The following is a 12,772-nucleotide window of genomic DNA, read 5'->3' as shown; positions in this document are numbered from 1 at the left end:
ACTTGACCGCCCCTTCGCTTTCCGAACCCAGCCGCGATTGCCCGCTCTGCCCGCGGCTGCATGATTTCATCGCCGAATGGCGGCAGCGCGAGCCGTCATGGTTCAACGCGCCGGTGCCGACCTTCCTGCCACTGGGCGGCGAAGATACCGTCCAGCTTCTGATCGTTGGTCTGGCGCCTGGCCTGCGCGGCGCCAACCGCACCGGGCGCCCCTTTACCGGCGACTATGCCGGCGACCTGCTCTATTCGACACTGATTGCCCACAACTTCGCACGCGGCGAGTTCAAGGCGCGGCCCGATGATGGGCTGGAACTCCTCGGCACGGCGATCACCAACGCGGTGCGCTGCGTGCCGCCGGAGAACAAGCCGGTCGGTGCCGAGATCGCTACCTGCCGGACATTCCTGGTGCCGACGATCGCTCGCTTTCCCAACCTGCGCGCCGTGCTGGCGCTGGGATCGATCGCGCACCAGTCGACCGTGCGGGCACTGGGCGGGCGCGTCGCCGCCTATCCGTTCAAACATGGCGGCCAGTTGGAAGCCGGCGGCATCATGCTGTTTTCGAGCTACCATTGCTCGCGCTACAACACCAATACCGGTGTGTTGACCGAAGACATGTTCGTCAGGGTGTTTGGCGAGATCGCGGCATTCCTGAAGAACTGAGCTCTCGGATACCGTGCGGTCTGCGGTGCGAGCTCACACCGGCAGCAAGGCATCCGGCTTCACGTCGCCGATCGAGGCATAGGTATGTGTCTCCTTCACCCCGGGCAGCGGCAGGATGACGCGTTTGAGAAAGTCCTGATAGTCGGCCATCTCGGCAATGCGGGCCTTCACGAGATAGTCGAAGCCGCCGACGACCATATGGCATTCCAGAACCTCGGGCGCCTTTGCCACCGCCTCGGCGAAGCGGTCAAAGATATGCGGGGCCGCGTGATCGAGCCGCACCTCGATGAAGACAAGCATGCCGCGGCCAATCTTTGCCGGATTGAGCACCGCCCTGACGGCGGTGATAAACCCGTCGCGAAACAGGCGTTTCACGCGCTGGCTGGCGCCGGTCGGTGACAGGCCGACGCGCGCTGCCAGGTCGAGCGTGGTGCGGCGCCCATCTTCCTGCAGCAGTCGCAGAAGACTGCGGTCGACGGCGTCCAGGTCGACTGGTTCAGGATTCACGTTCAAGTCCTCCTATTTGCGTGAATTACACTTCAAATTCTAAAAAACAGCGTATTTTGCCGCGACCATTTCGACCATAGACTGCGCTTCATCGCAAGGTCGGGGGCTGTCTCCTCCTGGCGACATGAACATGCGGCGGAACTGACATGGCGGACGGACGAGACACGGGAGACACAAGACTGGCGGTGATCGCCGGCCTTGTCATGATCGCCATCTATGCAGCGCAGTTCGTCGCCGCCCGCTTCAGCCTCAGGGAGCATCTGACGGCCACCGACATGGCCAGCCTGCGCTTTGCCGGTGCCGGCGCGGTGTTCCTGCCGATCGTCTGGAGGCGCGGCCTGGCGACCATGAAGGCGCTGGGCTGGCGGCGTGGACTGACGTTGGCTGCACTGGCCGGATTGCCCTATCCGCTGATCATCAACTGGGGTCTGACCCACGCGCCCGCCGCCCATGCCGCAGCGCTCTGCCCGGCCTCGATCGTGTTCTTCTCGTTCCTATTGTCGCTGTTCAGGGAAAGCGCGTCGCGTCGGCGGATCATCGGCGTCGTCACGATCATCGCCGGCTTGTTGCTGTTCATAGCACCGGCGCGCACCGGCGCCAGCGATGTCCTGTTCGGGGACCTGCTGTTTATCGGATCGGGCGCGATGTTTTCCACATATGCCGTTCTTGTGCAGCGATGGCGTGTCGACCCGGTCACGGCGACCGCGAGCGTCGTGCTTTTGTCCTGCCTGCCGCTGCCACTTCTTTATGTCTTTGCGCCAAGCGGCCTCCATGCCGCCGCAGGCGCCGAAATCGCCAGCCAGATCGTCATTCAAGGTCTTCTCGCGGGCGCTGCGGCAATGTTCCTCTACACTTACATTGTCGACCGATTGGGCTCACAGGCTGCATCGCTGTTCCTGCCGGGTGTGCCGGTCGCCACCGTGATGGTCGGCATGGTCGTGCTTGGCGAGACCCCGCTGGCTATCCAATGCGTGGCCATCGCCATCATGGCCGCCGGGATGGGTTATTCGGCGATGGGTCGACGCAGCACCAGGGAAAATCTGGCTGTCTCGACATCAGCTGGATCGTGAATGGTTTGAGGGGCATGGCAGGCTGCCGAAGAACCGGACCGGCATCGGATCGGGCCTGTTCATCAAGGTGTGGAGGCGAGCAGCGCCGCCAACTTCTCCGGCCCGCCCTGCAAAACGTTCAGATCGACGTCCCCCTCGATGCCGTTCACGCGCCCCCTGTTGTGGTACTGCCAGTAGATCCAGTCACGGCGGTCCGGTTCCACGAGCAGTGAGCGTAGCCAGAGTGGGCGAGCGGCGATTTGCCCGGCATAAGCGGCCTCGGCTTCATCCGTAAGATAGACGATCGCCGGCTTGCCGAATGCCGCCTCGACAGGTCCGAGGAAGGCCTGGAGTTCGGCATTCAACTGTTCGGGCGACGGACGCCGCGGACAGTTGCCGCCGAACTCGATGTCGACCACGGGCGGCAGCAGCGGCTGATCGTGCGGCACCACCGAGATGAAATTCCTCGCCTGGTCGGCGCCCGGCCGGCAGAAGGTGAAGAAATGATAGGCGCCGACGGCGAGTCCGGCGGCGCGGGCCTCGCGCAGATTGCCGGCGAAGGCGTCGTCGACATGGTCGCCGCCTTCAGTCGCCTTGATGACGACGAAAGCCACATCATCGGCGGCAACACGCCGCCAGTCGATCCGGCCCTGATGATGGGAGACGTCGATGCCCCTGACCGGATATCGGTCGCGGTCGGGAGAGTAGGTGCGGAAATAGGCCACTCCTCCCGCAGCAATGACACATGCCAGGGCAAGACTGGCCGCGCCCCAGAGAACAATCCGCTTCTTCAAGACCACCCCTGTTGGACTTGCCGGTTGTTCGGCGTTGAAAACCAGACCGTTGGCTTTGCAGGCTATCTCCCGATCACCCGCGTTCCTTCAGCAGCCGGCCTTTTTCGCGCGACCAGTCGCGTTGCTTTTCGGTCTCGCGTTTGTCGTGCAGTTTCTTGCCGCGGCCGACGGCAAGCAGCAGCTTGGCGCGTCCCTGGTCGTTGAAATAGATTTTCAGCGGCACCAGGGTCATGCCTTCGCGGTCCACGCTCTGCGACAGCTTGGCCATTTCGCGCTTGTTGAGCAGCAGTTTGCGGCGGCGGCGCGGCTCGTGGTTGAAGCGGTTGGCCTGCAGATATTCGGGCAGATAGGAATTGATCAGCCAGATCTCGCCGCCTTCGACCGAGGCATAGCTGTCCTGGATGTTGGCCTGGCCCTGACGCAGCGACTTGACCTCGGTTCCGGTCAGCACAAGGCCGGCCTCGATCGTGTCGAGCACCTCGTAGGAAAACCGCGCTTTGCGGTTTTCGGCAACGGTCTTGTTGTTGGGATCGGCTTTTCTGACTTGGTTCATGAGGTCTAGAGTCCGTTTCGAAACTCGCTCTCGCGAGTCAGATGATGGTGCTACCGAGAACCGGAGCGGAGCGTACATATAGTACGGGAACACCGGAAGCGCAGGTGGCGCCTTCAGATGATCGCGGGAGCAGACTTCCCAAACGGCTCGCTAATTGATCAAGCCGGCGTGCTTCATGGCCGCATCGATCCTCTCGGCCGTTGCCGGTTCAACAGTCACCAGCGGCGAACGCAGCACGTTCTCGACCTTGCCCAGCTTCGACAGTGCATATTTCGCGCCGGACACGCCGGGCTCGATAAAGATCGCCTTGTGCAGCGGCAAGAGACGGTCCTGCAGCTCCAGCGCCTTCGCACTGTCGCCCGAAAGCGTTGCTTCCTGGAATTCGGCGCAGAGCCGCGGCGCGACGTTCGAGGTCACCGAGATGCAGCCGACACCACCATGCGCGTTGAAACCGAGCGCGGAAGCGTCCTCACCCGAAAGCTGGATAAAATCCTTGCCACAGGTCATGCGCTGCTCCGACACGCGCTCGACCTTGCCGGTGGCGTCCTTGACGCCGACGATGTTCTTGAAGTCGTGCGCCAGCCGGCCCATCGTCTCCGGCATCATGTCGATGACCGAGCGCGGCGGGATGTTGTAGATGATGATCGGCAGCTTGGTCGCCCGGGCGACCGCGGCAAAATGCTCGTAGAGGCCGCGCTGTGTCGGCTTGTTGTAATAGGGCGTTACGACCAGGGCAGCATCGGCGCCGGCCTTTTCGGCATACTGCACGAGCCCGACGGCTTCCTCGGTGTTGTTGGAACCGGCACCGGCAACCACCGGGGCGCGGCCCTTGGCCACCTCGATGCAGATCTTGACGACGTGGCGATGCTCGTCATGCGACAGCGTAGGCGACTCGCCCGTTGTGCCGACAGGAACCAGGCCTGTCGTGCCCTCGCCAAGCTGCCAGTCGACGAACGCGCGAAAGGCTTTCTCGTCGAAACGCCCGCTCTTTTCGAACGGTGTCACGAGCGCGGTAAGCGAGCCTCTCAGCATGTCGTCCAACTCCTTGGGACTTCTCGGTTCACGCATGTCGTTGTCCCAAAACCGGTATCCACTTTTGGGCGCCATGCACTTTGTTGGTTGTGCATGTCGTTACCCCCAAAACCGGTATCCACTTTTGGGCGTCATGCATCGGTGTTTCGTGGTGCGCCTTCTAACCGAAAGCGAAGCCGCGCACCATAGTCTCGACATTGTTGCGCGGCAAGCATTGCCATGGTGCCAGCAAGCGTAATTCGAACGGCCTCGATAACCCTTTGTTTACGAGCCCTTCACGACCTAAGTTTAGGCTTCAAGGCTTCTTCGCCGCCGGTAAAATACTGGATTAAGGAAAGACACGCGATCATGCCGACCAGTCGGCCCCATCTCTTCGCGCTGCTTGGCGCCGTCGCCGCGCTGATGCCCGGCGTGGCGATCAGCGGCAGCGTCGATGTGCGGGTCACCTCGGCCATCCCGGTGCCTGGTGTACAGGACAAGGCGCAACAGGCCCCCTCACCCAGCGTCGCGCGGTTGAAAAGTGGGCTGGATGCGCTGGCGGCCGGCGATATTGCCGGCGCGCGCGGCGTGCGTGATGCACTGCCCGCACAATCGCTCGACCAGCACATATTGGCCTGGGCGATCGCGCTTTACGGCGGAGACAAGGTTCCGAGCGGCGACATCGCGGCGGCCGCGAAGATGCTGCCCAACTGGCCGGGCACCGTCGCCTTGCGCAAGAACAGCGAGCGCGCGCTCTACCGCGAAAACCCGGCGGCGGATGTCGTCGTCAAGGCATTCGACGGCAGCCAGCCGCAGACATTCGAAGGCGTGATGGTTCTCGCGCGCGCCTATGTGTCGTCCGGCAACGCCAAGGCGGCGCGATCGGTGCTGTCGCCGTTCTGGCGCACCGCGATCCTGGAGGCCAAGGACGAGACGGCTCTGATCAAGGAGTTCGGCAGCCTTGTTCCTGCAGCCGACCACCGTTTTCGCATGGAGCGCATGTTCTATGCCGACCGGGTGAGTTCCGCCTTGCGTGTCGCCGGCCTCGCCGGCGCCCAGCAGCTTGCCGACGCCTGGGCGGCGGCCGACAGGAGCGACAAGAATGCCGCCAAACTCCTAAAGGCGGTACCGGCGGCGCAGCGTTCGGCCGGCTATTTCTTCGCGCAGGCCGAGTATCTGCGCAAGCAGCAGGATTTTGCGGGCGCCGCGGCGGTTGTCATGAAGGCGCCGGCGGACCGTGACTCCCTGGTCGATCCGGATGCCTGGTGGGTCGAACGCCGGGTGCTGTCGCGCGAACTGGTCGACCAGGGCGACATGAAGACGGCATACAAGATAGTCGCCACGCATGCCGCCGAAAGCGCGGCCAATGCGGCGGAAGCCGAGTTCCATGCCGGCTGGTACGCGCTGCGTGGCCTGAACGATCCCAAGCTCGCGGCGACGCATTTCGCGCGTATCGCCGACCTTGCCCAGGGACCGATGACCCTGTCGCGCGCCTATTACTGGCTCGGCCGCGCGGCGGAAGTCGGAGGCCCTGGCAATGCCAAGGACTATTTTGGACGTGCGGCGACCTACGGCACCACGTTTTACGGCCAGCTCGCCGCCGAACGTGTCGGCCGGCAGGCGCTCAACATCGTCTATCCCCAGCCAAGTGCCGCCGACCGGCAGAGCTTTGCCGGCCGCGAGGCCGTCTCCGCCATCAAGCGCCTGCAGGAGGCGGGCTACGACCGCTATGCCGAAACGCTCTACCGCGACCTTGCCGGGCAGTTGACCAGCCCGGGTGAACTGGCGCTGCTCGCCGTCCTGGCGGAAAAGCAGGACAACCATTTCATGGCGCTGAAGATCGGCAAGATCGCCGGGGCGCGGGGCATCGACGTCGGAGCGCTGTCGCATCCGCTCGGCGTCATCCCCGATTCGGCCAATATTTCCGGTTCCGGCAAGGCGCTGGCCTACGCGATCGCCCGCCAGGAAAGCGAATTCAATATCGGTGCCATATCCAGTGCCGGCGCGCGCGGGCTGCTGCAGTTGATGCCGGCAACCGCCAGGCAGTTGGCGAAGAAGGCCGGATTGCAGTTTTCGCAGACCAGGCTGACAACCGACGCCGCCTATAATGCGACGCTTGGTTCGGCCTTCCTCGGCGAACAGCTGGATCGCTTCAACGGCTCGTACGTATTGACCTTCGCGGGCTACAATGCCGGCCCGACCCGGGCCGGCCAGTGGGTGGCGAAATATGGTGACCCGCGCGGCAGGGACATCGATGCGGTGGTGGACTGGATCGAACGGATTCCCTACACGGAAACAAGAAGTTACGTGCAGCGCGTGATGGAGAACTACGAGGTCTATAAGATGCGTATCTCCGGCAAGTACGACATCATCGGCGATCTCGTGAACGGGCGCGGCTGAAGCTTTTGCTCTTTCTTCGTGAGGAGAAGGAGGAGCCTTCCCATTTGACCCTCCCGCGCTCCGTCCATAGCGGACGTGGACGATCCGCGGCCAAGGAGCCCGTCCCATGTCGAGCAACCCAGGTTTCTCCGACTTCTTCTATGCCGCGCCAGATGGGCTGAGACTTCACGCGCGGGTCTACGGCGAAGCGAATTCCGCACATTGGCCGGTCGTCTGCCTGCCTGGCCTGACACGTAATGCGCGGGATTTTCACGAGCTGGCGCTCTATCTCTCAACGCGATCCGCCTTGGCGCGCAAGGTCATCGCCTTCGACTATCGCGGACGCGGACAGTCGGCCTACGATCCCGATGTTGGTCACTATAATGTCGGCGTCGAGGCGGGGGACATCCTTGCCGGGCTGACGGCGCTCGGCACCGATCAGGCGGCCTTCATTGGCACCTCGCGCGGCGGGCTGATCATCCATGTGCTTGGCGCGATGCAGCCGGCGGCACTGAAAGCCGTCGTGCTCAACGACATCGGGCCAGTGATCGAACCCGCCGGCCTTGCCCATATCCGCGCCTATCTCGATCCCACGCCAAGACCGAAGAGCCGTGCCAAGACTGTAGATGCCCTGCGCGACACGCATGGCGGCGACTTTCCCGCCCTCGCTTCGGCGGATTGGGAGCGGATGGCGTCGGCGCTCTATCGCCAGACGGATCAGGGGCTGATGCCGGATTTCGACCCGAGGCTGGTTGAAACGCTCGCCGCCCTCGACCTAAGCAAGAAACTGCCGGATTTGTGGGCGCAATTCGAGGCGCTGGCCGTCATGCCTATGCTGGTCATACGCGGCGCCAGTTCGAGACTTTTGTCCGTCGAGACGCTTGAAGAAATGAAGAAGTGCCACCCAAACCTCGAGGCGATCACGGTCGAGGGCCAAGGCCACGCGCCTTTCCTCGAGACCGGCAGCCTGCCCGTCGCCGTTGCTGCTTTTCTCGATCGCGCCGAGAGGCAAATAAGCGGCAAATAAGCCCCAAGACCAGATCAGATCCCGGGGCTGTTACGGCAGCAAAGGCAAGCTGTCGGAACTACTTGGCCTTGGAGCTTTTGCGGGTCGCTTTTGGCGGCGCCTTCGCCGAAGCGCCCTCATCCGCCTGCTTCCGCTTCGCCGACGGCGTCGTCACCGGCGACGAAAACAGAGAGCTTTCCGCGCTGCCGGCCGGTTGCTCGCCGCGAGGCTTCTCCAGCACGACAACGCAGCCATCGAGATCATTGGTGGCCAGATGCGCGTAGCGCATGGTCATCGACAAGGTCTGATGGCCAAGCCACATCTGAACGCGGCGGATGTCGATGCCGCCCTGGACAAGACGCGAAGCGCAGGTGTGGCGCAGGATGTGCGGCACGACCTGGTCGTCGGCACCGAGGCCGACTTCCGCCTTGGCATCGTTCCAGATGGCGCGAAATTGTGCCTGGCTGAGCTTGGTGAACGGCCCCTTAGGCCGGCGCCCTTCGGCCGGAGGCAGCTTGATGACCTCCTTGACCCGCTCGGTCATCGGAATGGTGCGGCTGCGACCGGACTTGGTGATCCAGAAGGAGACGCGATGTTCCTGGATATCGTTCCAGATCAGCCCGAGCGCCTCTCCGAGGCGGCATCCGGTGTCGACCAGGAAGACGGAAAGCCGGTAAGCATCCTCGCTGCGGCTCTTGATAGCGGCAAACAGCCTTGCCTCTTCCTCCCTCTCGAGGAAACGAATTCGTCCCGCCCGCTCCTTCTGGCGGCGAAACTCGGGCAGGCTGTGGATATCTCCCATCTTGTAAGCCTTGCGCAGCAGTTTGCTGAGAGCAGCCATCTTTCGATTGATGGTCGCGTTGCTGTTGCCGCGCTGGCGCAAGGTGCCGATAAGGTTGTCCAGGGTACTCTGGTCAAAGGCGCTGAAACGCTCCCCAAGGAGGATCTCGTCTATCTCGCCGATGAAGGAGCTGACATTATATTTATGTCGCCCATCATCCCACAATATGTCTCGATAAGCTGAAAAAAGCTCTCCGACCCGGTATGACTTTACTTCTCTTATCTTGTTATATGTGTAGTTGATCTTCGAGTTCTGAGAAGAAAACGTCGAAAACTGATCAGAGGGGTATCCCTCTTGAATCGCTTCGTTGGTCATTATCCGTCACTCCCCCGAGTGGATTGGGATCAGCCCTATCCGCTTGGGAGCGTCCTTTCAAGAGATTAAATCACGCAGTTGTGATCTCACCCGCCCACCGCGGATCCCACGAGACCAACCTACGGATCTGTTCAGCTACCGATTCCCCCTCTTTCCTTGGTTTGCGTTGACCCAGTCACGAAACAAAAACAGCCCGGGCGTTTGTGCGCCCGGGCTGGATTTCATCTGTAAGGAACCAGCCCTTAGAAAGAGCGCTGGAAGCGGAGGATACCGGCGACGTTGCTCTTCTTGGTCGCACCGACCCAGCCTTGCGACAGGTCGTCAGCACCGCCGACGTTCTGGTAATCGACTTCGGCCGTGACCGTGAAGCCAGGAACAACGTCATAGGCGATGTTCGCAGCGATGCCGAGGTTCTTCCAGTCATCATACGAGATCTGAGCGTTGAACGAGGTCTTCTCGTTGAACTTGTAGGTGCCACCGCCCCACACTGCCCAGTTGCCGCCCCACTGCTTGTAGAAGCCGCGGCCGGTACCGAAGTCGTTGAGGTTGTCGTCCGAGCCATAGCCGCCCATGATCCAGAGCGACAGCTCATTGGAGACGTTGACGTCCAAACGAACCTTGCCGGCAACTTCTTCGTAGTTGCTGTCATAGGAAACGACGCCGGTGAGAGCGCCCCAGCCCTGGGTCCACTTCAGACCGCCGACAACATGCGGAACGTAGCTGTCGATGGTATCGGCACCTGCGCCTTCTTCCAGCGAGACCACAGCCGAGAAGCCGTTGCCGGCGTCAAAGTAGTACTGAACGACGTTGGTGTCGAAATTGCCGTAGGGGACGATCGTGTCCTCAATGACGTTGCCGGCGTAGCCGATGAACGTATCGAAGGCCGATTCATCCTTACCAACGCGGAGACCACCAAGCTGGATCCAGGCGAAATTCAGCGAAACGCCCTTGTTGTGCGCCTCGAACGTGCCAGTCTGCGGGAAGTCATAGTCGCCATAGTTGTTGCCGAAGTTGAAGCGGGTCTCGGTATAGGTCTTCAACGTGCCGAGTTCGGTTTCCTGGCCGGTCCAGGTCTTCAGCGTGAAGCGGGCGTTCTTCCAGTAGGTGTCGTGATCGCCATCGCCCATATGGTCCGGAACGTTCTGGGCGCCACCGAATGCGCCGGCATCACCCACGCCGATGTCGTAGCGGACATAGCCGCCGATGCGCAGGCAGGTCTCGGTGCCGGGGATGTAGAAGTAGCCAGCGCCGTAGACGTCGCAAATCTTGACGTATTCAGCGGGCTCCGGCTCGGCGACGACGACGGCGTCGGCGGCGCGCGCACCGGAAACTGCGATCAGGGCCGCAGCGGAGCCGAGAAGAAGGCTCTTGATGTTCATTTTCTGACCTCCAGTCAAAAGTTAAAAAACGGGTCTGGGTATTCTTTGCTGAAGGACAGCGTTCCCTGCCCCATCCCCACTACCGAAAAAGATGCGCACCGCGCCGCTCCTTCGAACTCGACATTACCCATGAGCCGGCGGCGTTCAACAACGATCGTACCGGCGAAAGGGCTGTTCGGCTGCTATCCCCCAGCGTTGTTGCACAAATGACACGATTTGGCCTCACTCAGAAAGCTCTCGTTAACCATCGGGCCCGCCGCAGCCGGCTATTTCCGGCCGAATCCGGCATTCGGCCGATGGAATCGTGGCGAGGCCGCGAGTCACCTGCCAGGGATTTGCCGCATTACCGCCCCATCGCGGAAATCCGCGGCGACAGAGCGCCGTTATTTTCTATATTAATGATGCGGGCTTGTTGATTGTGCCGGCGCTTTTCTTTATCCAGCGGCTCAACGGAGAGGTGGCCGAGTGGTCGAAGGCGCTCCCCTGCTAAGGGAGTAGAGGTCAAAAGCTTCTCGTGGGTTCGAATCCCATCCTCTCCGCCATCCTGCTTCGCCCTTCGGGCTTCGCAGGACAAGCCCAGACATTCCCGCGAAGCAGGACGCCCTCCGAAGCCTCGGCGAAGGAGGGCCTATGGATAGCGAGCGATATGTCGGCATCACATCCGACCTGAAGCGCCGGATCGCCGAGCACAATACCGGAAAATCCACCCACACGTCTAAGTTTCTGCCCTGGCGGATCGTCACCTATGTAGCTTTCTCCGACCAAGCCAAGGCGGCTTCATTCAAGCGCTATCTGAAATCCGGCTCCGGGCACGCCTTCGCCAACAAACGTCTTTGGTGACTATTCGCACGACAGCGCGAAATCCACCTGGCCTCCGAAACAACTTAATTATCTCAATTAGTTGATGCCTGAACTAGCGTTGATAGGGCCGTCATTCGGTTCGATTCTGACTGGAGGTCAGAAAATGAACATCAAGAGCCTTCTTCTCGGCTCCGCTGCGGCCCTGATCGCAGTTTCCGGTGCGCGCGCCGCCGACGCCGTCGTCGTCGCCGAGCCGGAGCCCGCTGAATACGTCAAGATTTGCGACGTCTACGGCGCTGGCTACTTCTACATCCCCGGCACCGAAACCTGCCTGCGCGTCGGCGGCTATATTCGTGAGGATATCGGTGTGGGCGACGGTGGCTCGTTCGATGGCGTCAATCACGTCACGGACCACCAGCACGGTGATGACGACTCGACCTACTGGAAGCAGACCCGCTTCACGCTGAAGACCTGGACTGGCCAGGAAACCGAACTCGGTACGTTGAAGACCTACACTGAGTACCGCATCAACTTCGGCAACAGCTACGGCGACTATGGCACCCCTGGTCTCGCAGGCAACACCGAAGCGAACCCTAACGCTGGCGGCGACGGCTGGCAGGCGCGCAACAAGACCAGCGCCTTGGAATTTGCCTGGATCCAGCTCGGCGGTCTGCGTGTCGGCGCTGACGAATCGGCCTTTGATACGTTCATCGGCTACGCCGGTAACGTCATCAACGACACGATCGTCCCTTACGGCAATTTCCAGACCAACGTCATCCAATACTACTTCGACGCTGGAAACGGCTTCTCGGCCGTGGTCTCGCTGGAAGAAGGCTCCGGTGAGGTTGGCACCATCGACAGCTATGTTCCGCATGTCGTCGGCGGTGTGAAGTGGACACAGGGCTGGGGCGCCATCACCGGCGTCGTCGCCTATGACAGCAACTACGAAGAAGTCGCCGGCAAGGTTCGCCTGGACGTCAACGTATCCAACGAACTGTCGCTGTTTGCCATGGTCGGCTATGGCTCGGACAACAACCTCAACGACCCGACCAACAACATCGATGCGCTCGGCCGCGGCTTCTACAAGCAGTGGGGCGGCAACTGGGCAGCATGGGGCGGCGGCACCTACAAGTTCAACGAAAAGACATCGTTCAACCTCCAGGCGTCGTATGATGACTGGAAGGACATCGGTGTCGCGGCGAACGTCGCCTACACCGTCGTTCCCGGCCTCACCGTCACGGCGGAAGTCGACTGGCAGCGCGTCGGCCAAGGCGCCATCGACAACCAGTCCGTGTGGGTCAACGCGACCAAGAAGGACAACGTCGGCGGTCTCCTCCGCTTCCAACGCGACTTCTAGTCAATTCGCCTTGGCGAAATCAAACCCGGCGGGCAACCGCCGGGTCAGACTGCTGACAAACCCCGTCAATTTTGGCGGGGTTTTGTTTTTATGGTTTGAATGGGCTGGTTATTTCGGTGTC

Annotated in this window: 12 protein-coding genes and 1 tRNA gene; 7 read left to right on the top strand and 6 right to left on the bottom strand. The window is 61.6% G+C overall.

Translation table 11 applies throughout. From position 1 onward, the window contains the following. Positions 1–2: 2 nt before the first annotated feature. Positions 3–659: a uracil-DNA glycosylase gene (locus tag FJ936_RS24965; protein ID WP_140663089.1), complete on the top strand. Its 657-nt coding sequence runs from the start codon at positions 3–5 to the stop codon at positions 657–659. 33 nt (positions 660–692) lie between these two features. On the opposite strand, the gene FJ936_RS24960 is transcribed toward FJ936_RS24965, so the two are convergent. Next, positions 693–1,166, bottom strand: a complete 474-nt coding sequence (locus tag FJ936_RS24960) for an Lrp/AsnC ligand binding domain-containing protein (protein ID WP_015318584.1) — start codon at positions 1,164–1,166, stop codon at positions 693–695. Between the two features lie 146 nt (positions 1,167–1,312). On the opposite strand from FJ936_RS24960, the gene FJ936_RS24955 reads away from it, so the two are divergent. Further along, a complete protein-coding gene (locus tag FJ936_RS24955) occupies positions 1,313–2,236 on the top strand; it encodes a DMT family transporter (protein ID WP_140663091.1) in 924 nt (307 codons plus the stop codon). 62 nt (positions 2,237–2,298) lie between these two features. On the opposite strand, the gene FJ936_RS24950 is transcribed toward FJ936_RS24955, so the two are convergent. The 3 genes from FJ936_RS24950 to dapA form a co-directional block, all read right to left on the bottom strand. Beyond that, the gene (locus tag FJ936_RS24950) at positions 2,299–3,009 is read right to left on the bottom strand and encodes a GH25 family lysozyme (RefSeq protein WP_140791789.1); all 711 of its coding nucleotides are present in this window, start codon (positions 3,007–3,009) and stop codon (positions 2,299–2,301) included. A gap of 73 nt (positions 3,010–3,082) precedes the next feature. Beyond that, on the bottom strand, positions 3,083–3,562 hold the full coding sequence (smpB, locus tag FJ936_RS24945; RefSeq protein ID WP_006202221.1) for an SsrA-binding protein SmpB: 480 nt from the start codon (positions 3,560–3,562) through the stop codon (positions 3,083–3,085). Positions 3,563–3,712: 150 nt separating this feature from the next. Further along, on the bottom strand, positions 3,713–4,594 hold the full coding sequence (dapA, locus tag FJ936_RS24940) for a 4-hydroxy-tetrahydrodipicolinate synthase (RefSeq protein ID WP_015318586.1): 882 nt from the start codon (positions 4,592–4,594) through the stop codon (positions 3,713–3,715). A gap of 348 nt (positions 4,595–4,942) precedes the next feature. Here dapA and FJ936_RS24935 point away from each other — a divergent pair, with 348 nt between their 5' ends. Together FJ936_RS24935 and FJ936_RS24930 are read left to right on the top strand one after the other, a co-directional pair. Then, positions 4,943–6,973, top strand: coding sequence for a lytic transglycosylase domain-containing protein (locus FJ936_RS24935; protein ID WP_141907123.1), 2,031 nt, complete (start codon positions 4,943–4,945; stop codon positions 6,971–6,973). A 106-nt stretch (positions 6,974–7,079) separates the two neighbouring features. Next, positions 7,080–7,979 (top strand): alpha/beta hydrolase, encoded by a 900-nt coding sequence (locus FJ936_RS24930; RefSeq protein WP_140794150.1) that lies wholly within the window; start codon positions 7,080–7,082, stop codon positions 7,977–7,979. A gap of 58 nt (positions 7,980–8,037) precedes the next feature. Here the strand turns inward: FJ936_RS24930 and FJ936_RS24925 are convergent, their stop codons facing one another. Together FJ936_RS24925 and FJ936_RS24920 are read right to left on the bottom strand one after the other, a co-directional pair. Further along, a complete protein-coding gene (locus FJ936_RS24925) occupies positions 8,038–9,114 on the bottom strand; it encodes a site-specific integrase (protein ID WP_181171376.1) in 1,077 nt (358 codons plus the stop codon). A 242-nt stretch (positions 9,115–9,356) separates the two neighbouring features. Then, positions 9,357–10,493, bottom strand: a complete 1,137-nt coding sequence (locus FJ936_RS24920; protein ID WP_015318589.1) for a porin — start codon at positions 10,491–10,493, stop codon at positions 9,357–9,359. Between the two features lie 451 nt (positions 10,494–10,944). On the opposite strand from FJ936_RS24920, the gene FJ936_RS24915 reads away from it, so the two are divergent. The 3 genes from FJ936_RS24915 (at position 10,945) to FJ936_RS24905 (ending at position 12,651) form a co-directional block, all read left to right on the top strand. Next, positions 10,945–11,035: transfer RNA gene (locus FJ936_RS24915), tRNA-Ser, on the top strand. 88 nt (positions 11,036–11,123) lie between these two features. Continuing rightward, positions 11,124–11,333 carry a GIY-YIG nuclease family protein gene (locus tag FJ936_RS24910; RefSeq protein ID WP_140718085.1) on the top strand — a complete coding sequence of 70 codons (210 nt, stop codon included), beginning with the start codon at positions 11,124–11,126 and terminating at the stop codon, positions 11,331–11,333. A gap of 124 nt (positions 11,334–11,457) precedes the next feature. Continuing rightward, complete coding sequence (locus tag FJ936_RS24905) at positions 11,458–12,651, top strand: porin (protein ID WP_015318591.1); 1,194 nt, start codon at positions 11,458–11,460, stop codon at positions 12,649–12,651. The last annotated feature ends 121 nt before the right edge of the window (positions 12,652–12,772 follow it).

The sequence above is a fragment of the Mesorhizobium sp. B2-4-13 genome, assembly GCF_006658535.1.
GTDB lineage: Bacteria > Pseudomonadota > Alphaproteobacteria > Rhizobiales > Rhizobiaceae > Mesorhizobium > Mesorhizobium australicum.
This window is presented reverse-complemented; position numbering and strand designations above follow the sequence as displayed.